The organism is Salicibibacter kimchii (genome assembly GCF_003336365.1).
GTDB lineage: Bacteria > Bacillota > Bacilli > Bacillales > Marinococcaceae > Salicibibacter > Salicibibacter kimchii.
Window position 1 is genome coordinate 2154595 of sequence record NZ_CP031092.1, and the last position, 17233, is coordinate 2171827.

18 protein-coding genes are annotated in these 17233 nt (G+C 46.2%); 4 read left to right on the forward strand and 14 right to left on the reverse strand.

What is annotated here, in order from left to right; translation table 11 throughout:
• Window positions 1-386 precede the first annotated feature (386 nt).
• Together DT065_RS10925 and DT065_RS10930 are read right to left on the reverse strand one after the other, a co-directional pair.
• Window positions 387-758 carry a hypothetical protein gene (locus tag DT065_RS10925; RefSeq protein WP_114373308.1) on the reverse strand — a complete coding sequence of 124 codons (372 nt, stop codon included), beginning with the start codon at window positions 756-758 and terminating at the stop codon, window positions 387-389.
• Window positions 759-766: 8 nt separating this feature from the next.
• Window positions 767-1906: a ParM/StbA family protein gene (locus tag DT065_RS10930; protein ID WP_114373310.1), complete on the reverse strand. Its 1140-nt coding sequence runs from the start codon at window positions 1904-1906 to the stop codon at window positions 767-769.
• Window positions 1907-2233: 327 nt separating this feature from the next.
• On the opposite strand from DT065_RS10930, the gene DT065_RS19095 reads away from it, so the two are divergent.
• The gene (locus tag DT065_RS19095) at window positions 2234-2407 is read left to right on the forward strand and encodes a hypothetical protein (RefSeq protein WP_162497245.1); all 174 of its coding nucleotides are present in this window, start codon (window positions 2234-2236) and stop codon (window positions 2405-2407) included.
• A 52-nt stretch (window positions 2408-2459) separates the two neighbouring features.
• Here the strand turns inward: DT065_RS19095 and DT065_RS18920 are convergent, their stop codons facing one another.
• The 5 genes from DT065_RS18920 to DT065_RS10950 form a co-directional block, all read right to left on the reverse strand.
• Window positions 2460-2648, reverse strand: coding sequence for a hypothetical protein (locus DT065_RS18920; protein WP_160112514.1), 189 nt, complete (start codon window positions 2646-2648; stop codon window positions 2460-2462).
• A 340-nt stretch (window positions 2649-2988) separates the two neighbouring features.
• Window positions 2989-3606: a nuclease-related domain-containing protein gene (locus DT065_RS10935; protein WP_114373312.1), complete on the reverse strand. Its 618-nt coding sequence runs from the start codon at window positions 3604-3606 to the stop codon at window positions 2989-2991.
• Window positions 3607-3854: 248 nt separating this feature from the next.
• Window positions 3855-4955, reverse strand: coding sequence for a redox-regulated ATPase YchF (ychF, locus tag DT065_RS10940; RefSeq protein WP_114373314.1), 1101 nt, complete (start codon window positions 4953-4955; stop codon window positions 3855-3857).
• Window positions 4956-4970: 15 nt separating this feature from the next.
• Window positions 4971-5168 carry a DUF951 domain-containing protein gene (locus DT065_RS10945; RefSeq protein WP_193550765.1) on the reverse strand — a complete coding sequence of 66 codons (198 nt, stop codon included), beginning with the start codon at window positions 5166-5168 and terminating at the stop codon, window positions 4971-4973.
• A gap of 101 nt (window positions 5169-5269) precedes the next feature.
• Entirely contained in the window at window positions 5270-6292 is a 1023-nt protein-coding gene (locus tag DT065_RS10950; RefSeq protein ID WP_114373316.1) for a YkvI family membrane protein, read from the reverse strand.
• Between the two features lie 111 nt (window positions 6293-6403).
• On the opposite strand from DT065_RS10950, the gene yyaC reads away from it, so the two are divergent.
• Entirely contained in the window at window positions 6404-7057 is a 654-nt protein-coding gene (gene yyaC / locus DT065_RS10955) for a spore protease YyaC (protein WP_114373318.1), read from the forward strand.
• Window positions 7058-7076: 19 nt separating this feature from the next.
• Here the strand turns inward: yyaC and DT065_RS10960 are convergent, their stop codons facing one another.
• Window positions 7077-7781: a DUF554 domain-containing protein gene (locus DT065_RS10960; RefSeq protein ID WP_114373320.1), complete on the reverse strand. Its 705-nt coding sequence runs from the start codon at window positions 7779-7781 to the stop codon at window positions 7077-7079.
• Between the two features lie 226 nt (window positions 7782-8007).
• Here DT065_RS10960 and fadH point away from each other — a divergent pair, with 226 nt between their 5' ends.
• Window positions 8008-8775, forward strand: a complete 768-nt coding sequence (gene fadH, locus DT065_RS10965) for a 2,4-dienoyl-CoA reductase (RefSeq protein WP_114376263.1) — start codon at window positions 8008-8010, stop codon at window positions 8773-8775.
• 83 nt (window positions 8776-8858) lie between these two features.
• On the forward strand, window positions 8859-9641 hold the full coding sequence (locus DT065_RS10970) for an enoyl-CoA hydratase/isomerase family protein (protein ID WP_114373322.1): 783 nt from the start codon (window positions 8859-8861) through the stop codon (window positions 9639-9641).
• 273 nt (window positions 9642-9914) lie between these two features.
• Here DT065_RS10970 and DT065_RS10975 read toward each other — a convergent pair whose 3' ends face one another.
• From DT065_RS10975 to mnmE, 6 genes are all read right to left on the reverse strand, one after another.
• Entirely contained in the window at window positions 9915-10772 is an 858-nt protein-coding gene (locus tag DT065_RS10975; RefSeq protein WP_114373324.1) for a ParB/RepB/Spo0J family partition protein, read from the reverse strand.
• A complete protein-coding gene (locus DT065_RS10980; protein WP_114376265.1) occupies window positions 10765-11526 on the reverse strand; it encodes a ParA family protein in 762 nt (253 codons plus the stop codon). Before DT065_RS10980 ends, DT065_RS10975 begins: the two co-directional genes overlap by 8 nt.
• A 126-nt stretch (window positions 11527-11652) precedes the next feature.
• Complete coding sequence (noc, locus tag DT065_RS10985) at window positions 11653-12525, reverse strand: nucleoid occlusion protein (protein ID WP_114373326.1); 873 nt, start codon at window positions 12523-12525, stop codon at window positions 11653-11655.
• A 197-nt stretch (window positions 12526-12722) separates the two neighbouring features.
• Window positions 12723-13433, reverse strand: coding sequence for a 16S rRNA (guanine(527)-N(7))-methyltransferase RsmG (gene rsmG / locus DT065_RS10990; RefSeq protein WP_114373327.1), 711 nt, complete (start codon window positions 13431-13433; stop codon window positions 12723-12725).
• Window positions 13434-13534: 101 nt separating this feature from the next.
• Entirely contained in the window at window positions 13535-15433 is a 1899-nt protein-coding gene (mnmG, locus tag DT065_RS10995) for a tRNA uridine-5-carboxymethylaminomethyl(34) synthesis enzyme MnmG (protein ID WP_114373329.1), read from the reverse strand.
• Between the two features lie 110 nt (window positions 15434-15543).
• Window positions 15544-16920 carry a tRNA uridine-5-carboxymethylaminomethyl(34) synthesis GTPase MnmE gene (mnmE, locus tag DT065_RS11000; RefSeq protein WP_114373331.1) on the reverse strand — a complete coding sequence of 459 codons (1377 nt, stop codon included), beginning with the start codon at window positions 16918-16920 and terminating at the stop codon, window positions 15544-15546.
• Window positions 16921-17233 lie beyond the last annotated feature (313 nt).

A 17233-nucleotide genomic window follows, 5' to 3' on the forward strand; every position in this document is an offset into this window, starting at 1 on the left:
GTAAACATGAAGGATACTATTCTCCCTTTACGTTAAATTCTTGATTTATTTTATAACCATTTTAACTACGAGTTCAAAAAATAAAATGGTTTATACGATACAACGTTATTTCGTATTACGGTAGATCATTGTAAAAAAGGAAACAAAAATTGCGATATACCTTTACTAAAGTAAAATACCCCTTTAGAAAAGGCATATCCAAAGGGGGTAGTGTTCGCAACCGTTTTATGAACGTCGCGGCATTTGTTATAAACACCAAAGCCTTATTTCAAAACCACTATTGAATTTATGAGGGTATCTCTCGCCAAACATCCTCAATTTTTATAAACGACTTTGTTCTTTTACTCAACCGGATTGCCGCTATATGCGTACATACCGAAGGAGACTTATCGTCTTGTAAATATCGCTTTATCATCAATGCCTGAAAAAATATCGTCTACTTCCTCTTGATCCTCCTCTGCGTTTGTTTCCTCCGTTGCTACTTCTTCTGTTTCCTGTTCAGAGGATGCCTGCGCTTTCCGACCACTCGGAACTTCTTTTTTTTCCGGGCCGATCTCCTGGTCATGCATGAATTGAAGCAATTCCTTCGAGGTTTCAATATCACGAATATCAACGTTTCCGAAACGCTCCTGCATGACCTGTACAAGAAAAGAGAGCGAATCGCGAATGTTGGATTGTGCATCCAGCCATTCATTAATTGAATCCGGGTCCCGCTCGGTATTTAACTTCCACGTATACGTCACTCGTTTTTTCGTCATCGTATCACCTAATTGGAATAAAGAAGTTTTTCATTCAAGACTTTTAATCCATTAATATTCATGTTCACCGCGTAAGCTTCCGGAATCCAAATGAGCTCGATCTTTGCCTCTTCGGCATAATCCAAAAGATCTTCAAAAAGATCATCGTAAAATTGAATGCTCCCTCCACCGTAGACCATGATGTTATCCACTCGTCCCGCGGTATTCATCGCCCGTTCTTGTATATCTTCCAAAATAAGTTGCGCTTGCAAGTACCTTGCTTCGTCCAGGCTTTGCACGGCTATTTCATGTAAATTATTCGTATCATCTTGATAGATATTCATAAATTGTTGGCGATTAAGGGAAAGATGGCCCCCTACCTCGTTTTTCAATAGTTTTATAGCTTCTTGCGTTGCATGGCCGACGCCATGTCTTGCCCCGTCACAAAGATCAAGGACTGCATTTTTTTCTTCCGTATAAATATACTCGGTCGTGCCGTCTCCGATATCTGCATGTAAAATATGCTGATTGGCCATGTCCTTCGGTTTCATCTTGGAATCATATTGCTCATAATAATGCTTCAAAATGTCATCTTTCGACGTTAGTAAGGCGTAAAGCGCGGGCACCCCTTCGGTAGTGACGTTTACTTCATTAAACGTAACCATAACCGTAACCATTTGGTCCGCTACATAGAGAATGACCGTATGCGTTCGTCCTTCCAGCCGCCTCTGCAAATGTTCGGCTCGTTCGTTGGTATGTTCCGACGCGGGGATAGCTGTGGACAGATTCCCTTCAACTTCTAAAACTTTCGGTAGCTCTTCATTCGACTCATAATAGGTTTTGACTTCATTACCGGCAATCATGCCGAGAGAAATGAGCACGGGAATATCGTGCCGATATTTGTTTCCAAGTTTAATATTAATATTTTCTACCATATCATTGATTTTACTCGCGCGATTTCCGACAAAATACGTGCCGTTCTTTTTAATCGCATCGCTCGTCACATGAATAAGCAAATCTTCTTCGATGCGCGCAACACTTTGTGCAAGATTCGTATCAGCTGTTTCCGGCACTCGATTCACTCTCTTTACCACAGATGGTTGCGTTAAAAAACGATCCTCGATGTACATTTTCGTCTCTGAATTTCCGATATCCGCAGCCATTAACATTTTGTATCCTCTCCCATCGCTTAAGGTAATAAGATGCTTTTTGGATTCTTTTTGGGTTCTTTATGAATTCCTTTATAATTCTTTTCGGGTTATTTCCGCAGGTGAATAACTATTTTTGCCAAAGTGCCACAGCCAACATGGATGATAGATGGTTTTTTGGACGCTTAAGTAATTCTTTATGGATTCTTTTATCATTCCTTTCGGATTAAAAATTTATCCCTTTAATTAAATAGATTATACTATGGAAAAGCGGGATAAGTAAAATCGGGATAGACGGAGCACGAGGAACGATCATAAACGCCCCCTCCCCTATCGATGCTATTAACAATGAAAATGGTGAACATCAATCCTTACAATATTGAACGAAGGCTAAGAAGTTTATCGGCGAACGGCCCGGAAACGTCTGCCGTCAATAATTACCTGCAGATGTTAGATCACGAAAACGTATTCGTCGTAGGCGCACTTGCGTACCGGCAGCCGATGGCATTGAAACTTATTTAAAGGAAGGCGGCATGTTAGCAAAAGCGAAGAGTGAGGGGGAGAGGGCATAGATTTAATAGGGTAGCACGGTTTTATCGCTGAACGGTACGGATGATGGAAGATACTTGAAGGATTGCATGGTATTCTTGCTGAGCTGCACATTATTCTTGCGGATGTGCCCCACATTCTTGCGGATCGGCACACTATTCTTGCGGATCACCCCGCCATTCTTGCGGATCGGCACACTATTCTTGCGGATCACTGGAAATCACTTTGCAGGATGTATCTTCTGTTCTTCGTTCCGCCGTTATGAGGTAGTTCCATTTTTTTTAAAAGTCGAAGAGCACTGTAAATCGAGGGTAGATCTAAGAATGCTTGGCATTCACTCGTAGATATTCGATTCGATATGAGTAATGCATAGTCATTCAAAGCACGATGATGGGCATTTGTACTTTGATGCTTACACCTTGGGCACTTCCATTTGCCATACCACCACTGCATTTTGTACTGAAGACACAATGGGCAGATGACGCCATTCAAAATTTCACTGTGTTTGATTTTAAATTTTTCCATTGCATTGTATTTCGTGGGGGAATGAGCTGCTATAAAGTTGGAGCAACCTTATAAGGGGTAAGGTGTAGACTGCTTTCTTTTTTCAAAAGATCTTGAACGATACCACATAATGCGTCGGGACGGATGATGTACTGATGTAGCGGATGGTACGCAGTTGTCGAAATTAACGCTCTCGGATGCGTCATCACGACATAATGATAGATTGGGGGGACCGAAGTATAACGTTCTTGGAGCCACGAACGAAGCGATGCCGCTTGTTGCTGAACCTGGAGAGCTGGATCAGGAAAAACATCCTGCTTCTCGTCCCGCGTTCGGATAATTTGCTGATGGGCATGATCGAAAAGTAGATGCCCTGCATAGTTTTTTATTTCCAATAATAGAAGAAAATACTGAGTGAGAAGTAAAGTATTCATCTGAAAAAAATCAGTATTCTGCTGGAGACGCAGTTGGTGGAGAAAGAAGTAGCGGAGGGGCAAGTCAAGTTGACGGTAATAATAATCCATTGATATCTCACCCTGCCAACCGGCACGGGCAATACCAACTTCAGCTTCGATCGCCGGGAGCGTCTTATGCGAGGGATGAACCCGACCTTGCAAAGCATCTAATTTACGGATTTTCATGGGGAAAATGCGAGGATTAGCGTTCAAATCTTCAGCCCTTTCGGTTGATTTATTTAAAATAATACAGGATGAAAGGCGCAGGTCAAGTCGTTTGCGTTAACGTTTTGAAAAAAGTCTTCTGAATTCTGGCGGATCCACAAAACGGGGGATTGAAAATATGCACGAGTATTTTGATCCCGAGCACTACGTCTCCGCAGGGAAATGCTTCTCTGCCGGGATAGGTGTCTTGTGTCCGAATTCCCTGGCGAAAAAAAAGAGCAGAGAAACCTCTGCTCTTACACGTTAAATCGAAAGTGAATGACATCTCCGTCTTGAACGATATAGTCTTTTCCTTCCAGTCGAACTTTCCCTGCTTCTTTTGCCTTAGCATTGGATCCATAAGATGTGAGATCTTCATATGCAATGATTTCGGCACGTATAAACCCTCGTTCAAAGTCGGAATGAATAACACCGGCCGCCTGCGGCGCTTTTGTTCCCTTCCGAATCGTCCAGGCACGTACTTCCGGCTCCCCTGCAGTGAAATAAGTGTTTAAACCGAGCAAATCGTAAGCCGCGCGAATGAGGCGGTCCAACCCTGCTTCGTCAAGGCCAAGGTCTTCCAAAAACGTTGCCCGATCCTCCCCGTCCAATTCCGCGATTTCCGCTTCGATGTTTGCGCAAATCGTGATGACTTCTGCACCTTCCGTGGCGGCGACTTCACGTACCCGCTGTACATATTCGTTTTCTTCTTCAGCCAGTAAATCGTCTTCGCTCACATTCGCCACATATAAAACCGGCTTTTTTGTTAGCAATTGAAAGCCTTTCGCTATTTTTTCTTCATCATCATCCAAGGCTACGCTACGTGCCGGTTTTTCCGCTTCCAGCGCGGCCAATAGCTTCTCCAAAACCGCTTGTTCAGCGAGAGCTTCCTTGTCTTTTGATTTCGCCTGTTTCGCCACTTTTTCCATGCGCTTGCTCACGGTTTCCAAATCAGCGAGAATCAGCTCTAAGTTAATCACTTCAATATCGCGCACCGGATCCACGCTGCCGGACACATGGGTAATATCCCCGCCTTCAAAACAGCGAACCACATGGGATATGGCGTCTACTTCCCGGATATGGGAAAGGAATTTATTGCCCAGCCCCTCCCCGTGGCTGGCCCCTTCAACAATCCCGGCGATATCGGTAAATTCAAACGCTGTCGGGACTGTTTTCTTTGGATTCACTAATTCGGTCAACACTTGCAACCGTTCATCCGGAACTTCTACGATGCCCACGTTCGGATCGATGGTGGCAAAAGGATAGTTTGCCGCCTCTGCTCCGGCCTGGGTAATTGCATTAAATAACGTGGACTTGCCAACATTGGGCAAGCCCACGATGCCTGTCGTTAAAGCCATATACGTTCACTTCCCTCAACTTTCTTCGCTTTCCAATACTTTTTTCATTTTGCGGGTAAACGTTTTGCGCGGAATCATTACACTATGCCCACATCCCTGGCATTTGATCCGTATATCCATGCCCATCCGGATAATTTTCCAACGATTCGTTCCGCAAGGATGGGGTTTTTTCATTTCAACAATGTCATGCAGTTGGAATGCTTTGTCCGACAACGTTCCCGCTCCTTTCTCCGTCATGTATATCTTTTTTATCGAAAACAGCGTGAGTTTCAAAAACAACTTGTATTATATCATATTCCACGGTAAAAGCACATTCATTTCTGTTGTAACGGTTGATACAAGAAAGGATAGAGCAACACTGCTCCCAATAAATAGAGATTAACGACTCCGTAAAGCGGATAAAGAAAGCTTACCAGTGTTGAAAAACCAAACACCGTCATCGGTAACAAGGGAAGAATGATCATTAAGGCGAGCACCCACCCGGGCCACTTAAGCACGCGCCGAAAACGACTCATCAAACCGAGTATGTTAATCGCCGCCGTCGTATAAATGGCGGTAAACAAAAGCAATGTCATCGCAAGCACGAGGATAGACGGATAGGTGCTGAGAATGGAAAACAAGGGAATTTCATATAATAAAATATCATCGGCCACCACAAGTAACGACTGGTTGTACAAATAAGATACGCCGCCAAGCACGAGTCCGCTGCCAACCGTGGCAATCCAAATTTCGCCTTCACTTTGGATTTTCGGAGCAATTGCTGCCAGCACCGCGACAATGGGCAATAAATTCAGCCCCATAAACATGAGGGCCGATGGCCAATTGGACTGCGCCCCCCATTCAAGCACAAATCCGCCGTCGCTGGAGACTTGGAATAAAATTAAAATCGCGATCAATGCTACGATCAACGCCGGTGTAAGTATATTATTAACAGTCGTTAACCCATCGATATCCCATATAAACAAAACAACCAGCAAAAGGCACATGAGGAAAACGCCGAGCCAATACGGAAATTCGAACGTTTCCAATGTCGCTCCACCTCCGGAAATCATGATTCCCGTCGTCGAAAAAAGATATAAGATAATCAGCATATCATACACTTTAGCCAAGCGTCTCCCTAACAACGTTTGAAGGACAGACACATAATTTTCCGACCCTTGTTGAATGCCCACCTTCAAGATAATCGCGGAACAGATGGCAAAAAGAGTGCTGAATAAAATAATCGCGACTACACTTTCTTCCCCAAAAAATTGCCATATTTCACGTCCGGAAGCATAACCGGCACCTACCATCGCTCCCGTAAGCAAAAACATCCATTTCAGTCCACGTCCGATCATAGATGTCTCTCCCTTGTCCATTATTCACTCGTTCGTTTGTTCCTGTTCAGGAGGTATAGAACGGCAAACTTTCCCTTATACTGGGACTAGTATGAAAAAGGAGAGCTGGGTATGTCTTACAATCGATCTTTTTCCATCGAGGAACCATTTTCCCACCAATTCCATGTGGACGATGCTCCCATGGAAGAACCACTTGCAAGCCGTCTTTTTGAAGAAATTCATTTTTTATCCATACATAGGGATATTGTGATCATATGTATCGGAACCGATCGTTCCACGGGAGACGCTTTCGGGCCATTAACCGGCACGATGTTAGCTGAAAATAGCCCGCGGTCATTCTTTGTTTACGGTACCCTTCACCAACCCGTGCATGCTTTAAATTTGCAAGAAACATTGAACCATGTTTTGGTCCACCATGAGCAACCATTCCTCATCGCCATCGATGCAAGCATGGGCAAAGCGTCTAACGTCGGGAAAATTACATTTGCTTCCGGCCCGGTTCGACCCGGAAGCGCGGTGAAAAAAACGCTTCCGGATATTGGGCATGTACACTTGACGGGCACTGTAAACGTAGGCGGGATGATGGAGTACTTTGTGTTGCAAAATACACGGCTGAACCTTGTGATGAAAATGGCCGAGCGAACCTCTCATGCCCTATTGCGTGCAGATCGACGCCTAAGGCAACCAACCTCTCTCGCCCCTACGCGACGCAGCCATATGATTCAGCCGTCCGCCCATGAAATGTCCGCCCCTACCAAAGAATAAGACAGGGAAATAAACGAAATCAAAAAAAATAAAGCAAAGACGTAATCATAAATACAACAGGAATCGCCGGCAACAAGTTGGCTACTTTCACATCAACGATACCAAGCAAGCGTACACCGATGGCTACGATCATGACACCGCCGGCAGCGGTCATTTCCGTTATAAACATTTCCAGGAGTGGGTCAGGAACGATACGATTAATTTGCCCGGCCAATAACGCAATGGTCCCTTGATAAAGAACGACCGGCACAACCGAAAACAGAACACCAATCCCCATCATGGAAGCGAAGAAAATGGAGGAAAACCCGTCGAGCATCGCTTTCGTATAGAGCAAACTATGATCCAACCTGAGCCCGCTATCCAACGCGCCTAATACGGCCATTGCACCAACAACATAAACGAGGGAAGCCGTGACGAACCCCTTCGCAAATAACCCGTCTCCCCCGGTGCTTCCTGCCTTTTTTTCTATCCAATACCCGAACGCGTTTAAATACTCTTCGATCCGGAGCCATTCCCCAAGGACTCCTCCAAGCACGAGACTGCCAATTGTGATCAGAAACTGGTCGCTTTCCAGCCCCATCCCCATGCCCAACAAAATCACTGCTAACGCGATCGCTTGCATGACCGTCGTTTTCACCCGTTCCGGAATACGTGTAAAAATAAGTCCCACCATTGCACCTACAATGATCGCAATCCCGTTTACCAACGTACCGAGTAAAGCCATCGCCAACTGATCTCCTTTGCTGCCTAAATCTATTTGCCTTCTGCTATCCATTTGCTTTCATCTAATTATTTATGATAACAGTTTTTCTTTTTCACAGGGACTCAAATCTACATATTAACGGAGTACTATGAATGCTGAACGTTTATGTTATAATACAAGAATGAATGCATATTCATTTTTTTAGCGGAATTGTTTAAATATTTATAAAAAGGAGAGATGCTGAATGTTGGAAGGAAAAACAGCCATTGTAACGGGAGGAAGCAATGGCATGGGGAAGGCGATGGCAGAACGCTTTGCTTCCAAAGGTGCAAACGTAGTCATTACCGGACGAAAGGAAGAACGTTTGGCAAATGCAAAGGCGGATATTCAACCCAAAACAAACGCCGGCGTACACACCGTTCAGATGGACGTGCGCGATCGCGATGATGTCCAACGTACCGTAGATGAAACGAAAAACGCGTTCGGACACATCGACATTCTCGTCAATAATGCAGCGGGAAACTTTATTTCTCAAGCTGAGAACCTATCTGCGAACGGTTGGAAGGCGGTCATTGATATTTGTTTAAACGGGACATGGAACTGCTCGCAACTCGTTGGAAAAGAAATGATTGACCAGAAAAAAGGCGGAACGATGTTGAATATGGTGGCTACATATGCCTGGACCGGTTCAGCGGGTGTGGTACATTCGGCCGCTGCCAAAGGTGGGATTTTAGCCTTAACCAAATCACTGGCAATCGAATGGGGGAAGTACGGGATACGGGTCAACGCTATGGCTCCGGGGCCAATTGAAAATACCGGAGGCGCAGAGAAACTATTTGCCTCAGAATCACAGGTCAAACAAATCAAGCGTATGAACCCGCTCGGAGACGTTGGTAAATTGGAAGATGTTTCCGATGCCGCTGAATTTCTCGTCTCCAGTCACTCCCGGTATGTGAACGGGGACTGCATGACGGTAGATGGCGGCCAATGGATCGCCAACAGCCGATATATGTGAAACCGGAGGTCAGAAAACCAGAGGAGTAAATTGAATAGAATCGGTAAAGAGACCGATTGCAATCGTAATATTAGGAGGGCAAAATGATGGAACCTTTAATCATTAATACCGAAGAAGGCATACGCACGATAAAATTGAACCGCCCCGAGCGGATGAACGCGATCAATGATGAGCTCAGTTCTAAGATCGAACAAGCCATCGCTGAGGCTTCGACCGATGATGACGTGCGTGTCATCGTAATCACCGGAGAAGGCCGCGCGTTTTGTTCCGGCCTTGATCTATCAGAGATGCCGAATACATTTGGTACCCGACACGAGCAGTTAGATGAATTAGGATGGGTCGGAAGGCAAGCGCTCGGCATCGTTCATTGTGACAAGCCGGTGATTGCCGCTATAAATGGCACAGCCGCCGGCGCAGGGCTATCCCTCGCGCTCGCATGTGATCTACGGTTGATGTCGGGAAATGCACGGGTTACAACCGGCTATATTCGGCGCGGTCTTAGCCCTGACGCAGGTATGAGCTATTTTCTTCCTCGTTTAGTCGGACAGGCACAAGCCGTCCAAATGATCTTTACGGGTGATAATATTGAAGCAGAGGAAGCAAAGCGCACAGGTATGGTCAACGACGTGTTTGCCGAGGAAGAATTTCATGCGCGCGTATTGGCTTTTGCACGTGACATTGCTGCCGGGCCGCCAATCGCGTTGACCTTTTCCAAACGCCTACTTACTGCAGACGCAGACGGCGACCTTACCAAGTTATTAAAACAAGAATACGCATATATTAAGCGTTGCTTTGCAACAAAAGATGTCGAAGAAGGCGTCCAAGCCTTTTTACAAAAACGAAAACCGGAATTTCAAGGAAAATAACATAACAAGAGCGAGGATTTCCCTTTGGGTAGCCTCGCTTTCTTGTTTTATGACATTCATTCACGTGTATGGTTGCTCGTCTACAGATCGATCCTCGGTATGACCACTAAAATTTGAACGATAAATCCTTCCTAACGGTCCAAATGCCTGGATATTCGTCAAAATAGAACGATAGACGATCCCCTACGGTCTAAACCACGGGCATTCACCAAAAACAGAACGATGAACGACGAGCCCCATAGATAAACTTGCGTGCAGGGTCGTTTGATCGACTTAATGCTTATCCTCTCCGAGCAGTTCCAGTATGCGCGTCAAATCATCGTCCGATAGAAATTCGATTTCAATTTTCCCCCGTTTTTTCCCCTTTTTTATGTTCACGGATGTGCCAAAATACGATTGTAAAGTTTCTTCTTGCTCACGAATGAACGCGGAAGGTTGTTGTCTTTCTTTTTTCTTTGTTTTATTTCCGGTCCCACGCTCGTTCAGGCGTTGGACCAGCTCTTCCGTTTGGCGGACATTGAGGTTTTGGTCTTTAACCGCCTTGACGGCATTAGGCATTTCTGCCTCATGCTTGATACCAAGCAAGGCACGTCCATGGCCCATCGATATTTCCCCCTCGCCAATCGTTTTTTGAATCGCTTCAGGCAAGTGTAATAATCGCAAATGATTGGCGATGTGAGGACGGCTTTTTCCAAGTTGCTTTGCCAATTCTTCCTGCGTAACCCCAAAATGATCCATGAGCTTCGCGTATGCTCTTGATTCCTCCAGCGGATTTAGATTTTCCCGCTGCAAATTCTCAATCAATGCAATTTCCATCATGCGGGCATCGGTGAAGTCCTTGACGATCGCGGGGACGGTTTCCAGGTCGCACTTCTGTGCTGCCCTAAATCGTCGCTCTCCGGCCACGATTTCATAGCCTTTAATGCTTGTACGGACAATCAAAGGCTGTAAAATCCCGTTCCGTTTAATCGACGCACTTAAATCGTCGATCGATTGCGCATTAAAATCCTTCCTCGGCTGATAAGGGTTGACACGCAATTCTTTAAGGGCAACATGATGAATAGCATCTTCACTCGTATCCAACTCACCGGGAAACAGCGCATTTAAACCTCTTCCTAATCCTTTAGGCACCTGCAACCACTTCCTTCGCAAGTTCTAAGTATACATCTGCCCCGCGGGACTTTGGCGCGTATAGAACAATGGGCATGCCGTGGCTAGGCGCTTCCCCTAACCGGACGTTTCTCGGCACAATGGTTCCGAAAACTTTTTCCCTGAAATATTTTTTTACCTCTTCAATGACTTGCACTCCCAAATTGGTACGTGCATCCAACATCGTTAATAGCACGCCTTCGATTTGAAGGTTCGTATTTAGATGCTTTTGGACAAGACGGATCGTATTCAATAACTGGCTTAATCCTTCCAAGGCATAATATTCACATTGCACCGGGATCAAAATCGACTCTGCAGCTGTAAGTGCATTGATGGTTAATAGACCGAGGGATGGAGGGCAATCAATAATGATGTAGTCATAATCGTTTTGAACGGTGCTTAACCCTTTTTTTAAACGTATTTCCCGGGAAATAGTCGATACGAGCTCAATTTCCGCTCCGGATAACTGTATGGTTGCCGGAAGTACAGACAGGTTTTCCACCGGCGATGGAGATATAATATCTTTGGCGTCTACATCCTCTGCGAGCAAATTATAAATACAAGCATCCACTTCCCCCTTTTCAATACCCGCTCCACTTGTTGCGTTGCCTTGCGGATCGATATCAACGAGCAAAACCTTGTGTCCAATGTATGATAAACTTGCGCTTAAATTGACGGCACTGGTTGTTTTTCCAACACCGCCTTTTTGATTCGCGATCGCGATCACTTTTGCCAATTCGTTCACAACCTTTCCTGCGCGGTTGCTCAATCAAAATCCTTTGCCGCGGGTGTGAAAAATCTATCATTATTATTTTAGCATGTTTTCAAGAAAAAAATAATCTATCATCGAATCAATGATAGATTATTTTTTCGGAATGCGAATCGTAAATTGGTAATAATCCTCAAGTTCTTCTTCCTGGCGTTCCACGCCTAACCCGGATTTTTCCACCATCTCCAACGATTGTCGTATCGTGTTCATGGCGATTCGCGTGTCTTTTGAATAATGTTGTTTCTTTGCCCGTTTTTTTTGTTTGGGCGCTTGTGTTCCTTCGAGCCATTTTTCTGCATACGCTTCTGCTTCTTTAACACTTAGGGAATGTTCGATGATCGCTTTTAACAACTGCAACTGCATGTCTTCATCTTTCAGCCGAATAAGCGCGCGTGCATGGCGTTCAGAGATATCTTTGCTTAAGAGCGCGGTCTGTACGTCTTCCGGCAAGGACAACAACCTTAGCTTATTGGCAATGGTGGACTGTCCTTTACCAAGTCGCTGTGCCAAGCTTTCTTGTGTTAGATTATGCCAATGGATTAATTGCTCATATGCCCTTGCTTCTTCAATGACTGTTAATTCTTCCCGTTGCAAATTTTCAATGAGTGCTAGAGAAGCGGTCTGTGCATCATTAAATTCTTTCACAATGGAAGGAACTTCAGGCCAGCCTAATTTTTGTGCGGCCCGCCATCTTCGTTCCCCGGCAATCAATTCATAATGGCCGTCCCGTTCCCGGACGATAATCGGCTGCAACATGCCGTGGGTTTGGATCGTCTGGGCCAAATCATCGATCGCCTCTTCTGAAAAAATAGTACGGGGTTGGAACGGATTCGGTGCAATCTCAGTTACGGCTAATAAGCGAACTTCCTCATTGCGGCTGTCGTCAACCACTTCCTGATTCTTGTCTGAACCTTCGCTTTTGACCTCCTCACCTAAACCGAAAAAACGTTGAATGGAATGTTTCACCATCTCCCCCCTCATGATCAGGTACTCTTTTATTTATTTTATCATGACTGTTAGATTTGTCCACGCTATCGTTTATCCCGGTGATAAGCACCCGTGATTTTCTTTGTTGCCTGCAAAAGAGCTTTCCGACCTCTGACCCTTGAAACCCGTCCTTCGTCTAAGCGGGCGGGTTATACTCCTCTGCGGGAAGTTTCTCTTTATCCCAATGGTTTTTTCTTGATCGTCGCGGGTTTTCGGGGATAAGCATGAGGGGTCTTGTTCTGTTTGCCGATCACGTAGATATGGCGATCACTGGCTTCTGTGGGAAGCTCAAAATAATGCTCGTCCACATCCCCCCCATTAAGGGCACGGATGGCGGGTGCTGCCATTTCTACCTCCTCGTCTCCTGCTCTTCCCTTCAATGCCATCCATCCCCCATTTTTTCGAACAAATGGAAGGCAAAGTTCTGCCAATACCGGCATCTTCGCGACCGCTCGCGCAATCGCCAAATCATAGGAATCACGGTAGCGTTCATCCCTGGCGGCATCTTCGGCCCGCATATGGACCAAGTTCACATTTTCGAGAGATAATTGCTCCACGAGATGTTCAAGAAATTGAATCCGTTTGTTCGTTGCGTCAATGACCGTAAGCTGGATATGGGGAAAACAAATCTTTAGAGGCACACCTGGAAAACCCGCCCCTCCCCCGATATCAACCAATGAATGGACGTGCTCAAACGGGTAACAGCAGGCGGCGAGCAAGGAATCATAAAAATGTTTTTCATAGACTTCTTTTTTGCCCGTGATTCCGGTTAAATTCATTTTTTCATTCCACGTAATGAGCGTTTCATAATAGCGTTGGAATTGCTCTTTTTGCCTATCATTAAGAGAAAGATCGATGTCTTTGAGCCATTTTTCCCATTCCTTCACAAACGCAACCGCCTTTCCTTACCGCTATTATAGAATATGTAGGGAAACCGTCATGCTTCGTTCAGCATCCCGAAACATGACGGTTTGATCGTCGGCAGCTATTACGATGACGCAGCCTCTTTTTGCGTCATTTGCCTTCCTTGCTCAATATAAACGAGCAAGATGGAAATGTCCGCCGGGTTGACACCAGAGATTCGGGATGCTTGCCCAACGGAGATCGGACGCACTTCTTCCAATTTTTGCTTTGCTTCCATGGCAAGTCCGGTAATGCCGCTGTAGTCGATCCATTCCGGAATCCATTTTTGCTCCATTTTTTTCATGCGCTCGACTTGCTCCCACTGTTTTGCGATATAGCCTTCGTATTTGGTCTGAATTTCTACCTGTTCTTTTACATCGGCAGCCAGCTCCTGTTCCGGCGGGATGATCGCTTCTACATCGGCATAATGTATTTCCGGCCGTTTTAACAGTTGATCGCCCGATACTGCTTCTTTTAAAGGCGCTGAATCTTTATTTTCAAGGAGGCTTTGCACGTTCTCATTCGGTTTAATGATCGTGTTCTCCACCCGCTTACGTTCAGCTGCGATTTCGGCATTTTTCGTTTCAAATTGCCGGTAACGCTCTTCGGAAACGAGCCCGATGTCATAGCCCAGTTGTGTCAAGCGCAAGTCAGCGTTATCGTGGCGAAGAAGGAGACGGTATTCCGCTCTCGACGTCAATAACCGATAAGGCTCATCGGTGCCTTTTGTTACAAGATCATCGATCAGAACACCAATGTAAGCATCAGAGCGATCGAGAATAATCCCCTCCTTATTCTGTACACGCCGAGCGGCATTGATGCCTGCCATAATCCCTTGGCCGGCAGCTTCTTCATACCCGGACGTTCCATTGATTTGACCCGCCGTGAAAAGACCGGGAATTTTCTTCGTCTCCAGCGTTGGCCAAAGTTGATGGGGAACGATCGAATCATACTCAATGGCATAGCCGGGACGCATCAAACGCGCATTTTCCAAACCTTTCACTGTTTTTAACATCTCATATTGCACATCTTCGGGAAGAGAGGTGGAAAGGCCTTGGACATACACTTCTTGTGTATCGCGTCCTTCCGGCTCAAGGAAAATTTGATGCTGGGATTTATCGTGAAAACGAACGACTTTGTCCTCTATGGATGGACAATAACGAGGCCCTGTCCCTTCAATCATGCCGGAATACATGGGCGAACGCTCCAAGTTTTCGTTAATGAGGCTGTGCGTCCCATTATTTGTGTACGTAAGCCAACAAGGCAATTGATCGGTAATATAATCAACGGTTTCATAAGAAAAGGCCCGTAGGCTGTCATCGCCTTCTTGAATTTCCGTTTGCGAGTAATCAATGGAGTTGCCGTTGACACGCGGTGGTGTGCCGGTTTTAAAACGGACCATTTCGAATCCGAGTTCACGCAAGTGGTGAGACAATTTCACCGACGGTTGCATATTATTCGGCCCACTCTCGTACGAAAGATCACCGAGAATGATTTTCCCCCGCAAATAAGTGCCAGTCGTAACAATTACCGATTCTGCCCGGTAATGGGCGCCTGTGTTCGTGATGACGCCTTTGCAAACACCCTCTTCAATGATCAAGGACTCGACCACGCCTTGGCGAAGCGTTAAGTTTTCTTCATTTTCCAAGGTGTTTTTCATTTCCTGCTGATATTGGAATTTATCGGCTTGTGCCCGCAGCGCACGGACGGCTGGTCCTTTTCTCGTGTTTAACATTCGCATTTGAATGTGCGTTTTATCGATATTTTTTGCCATCTCGCCGCCAAGGGCGTCAATCTCGCGAACGACAATCCCTTTTGCCGGGCCACCGACCGAAGGGTTACAAGGCATGAAAGCGACCCCATCGAGATTGAGCGTGAGCATGAGCGTGGACGCCCCCATACGAGCCGAGGCCAGCCCAGCTTCGACTCCGGAATGGCCGGCGCCGATGACAATGACATCATAATCTCCATTGTGATATGGCATGGTTGCCCTCCTTTATATCATGAAAGTAAGTTTGTTCAAAAAGTCCGGGAAAACGATTCCTATGGAACCCGCGTTTGGGATGAAAATCCCCTTCTGATGGAAGTTTCCCTTTATTTCCCTAAACAGAATTGGGAAAACAACTGATCAATCAACTGATCCGGTGCCGTCTCCCCGACGATCTCCCCAAGGTGTTCCCACGCCCTCGTCACATCAATTTGGACCATATCGACGGGCATATCCGCCTGTGCCGCTTCCAGCGCTTCGTTGATCGTTGCCTTTGCTTGATTGAGCAATACGATGTGACGTGTATTTGAAACATAATTCATTTCTGCTCCCTCTACGCCCTCATCAAAAAAGAGATGGGCAATCGCTGCTTCTAAATCCTCGATGCCTTCCTCTTTTAAAAGCGAGGTGGTGACGAGGGGACGGTCACCGATAAGTGCGTGTACTTGCGATTCGTCGATTTCTTTTTTAAGATCCGTCTTATTTAAAACCACAATGGCATTAAAATCTGCAATTGCGGCAAAAAGTGCTTCATCCTCTACGGTCAACGCTTCATTCGCATTTAAAACGAGTACAACGAGCTCCGCCTCGGACAATGCTTGGCGGGACCGTTCCACGCCTATTTTTTCTACAACATCCTCTGTTTCCCGTATGCCGGCGGTATCGATGAGGCGAAGAGGGACCCCCTTTAGATTCACGTATTCTTCAAGGACGTCGCGAGTCGTTCCCGGGATCTCCGTGACGATCGCGCGGTTATCCTGAACGAGGGCATTCATTAGCGAGGATTTCCCGACATTAGGACGGCCGATAATCGCGGTCGCGAGTCCTTCTCGTAGTATCTTTCCCTGATGGGCAGTCGCTAAAAGTTGATCAATTTCTGCTTGTACTTCTGTAATTTGCGTTTCCAGCCGTTCCAATGTGACCGATTCCGCATCGTATTCCGGGTAATCAATATTTACTTCTACGTGCGCGATAGCCTCGAGCAGACGGGTTCGGAGAGATCTGATTTGTCGGGCAAGGCGTCCTTCCACTTGCTTCATGGCCACATTCATCGCCCGGTCCGTTTTCGCGCGAATCATGTCCATGACACCCTCGGCTTGGGACAAATCGATGCGTCCGTTAAGAAAAGCCCGCTTGGTGAACTCCCCAGGTTCCGCCAGGCGCGCCCCTTCCGTCAGCACGAGTTGCAAGACACGGTCAGCGGACACGACGCCGCCATGGACATTGATCTCGATAATGTCCTCTCTCGTGAACGTTTTCGGCGCACGCAAAACCGTTACCATCACTTCTTCCACCGTATCATTCGTGGCCGGCTGTACCAAATGTCCATAATGAATCGTGTGGGAATCCACATCCCGAAGTTTTTGCTTCCCGCGGTACATTCGATCGGCGATCGGGAGTGATGCCTCCCCGCTTATTCGAATGATCGCGATCGCGCCTTCCCCCGGGGGTGTGGAAATGGCCGCTATGGTATCTAACTCCATCTCATCCCCTCATTTCCGGCAGTATTCACATCACTGTAGGATAACATAAAACGCTGACACGCACCAAGATAGAGAGAGCGTCCACCTAGTGGTCTGTCTCAGAAATTCTTTCTCTCTTTGTTCGCCATGCTCACAATTCCTCCCGATGATACGCATATATCAGACAAACACTTTCGTTGATTTCATCAATCATACAAGGTGACCGATGCAAAAGCGTTATCGGCTCCTTTGACCGGCTGCAACCCCTACTGAGACGGACGATTTTTGCGATATCGTCCCTCTAAAGGGTGTTTTTCTCACTCTGAGGGGGACG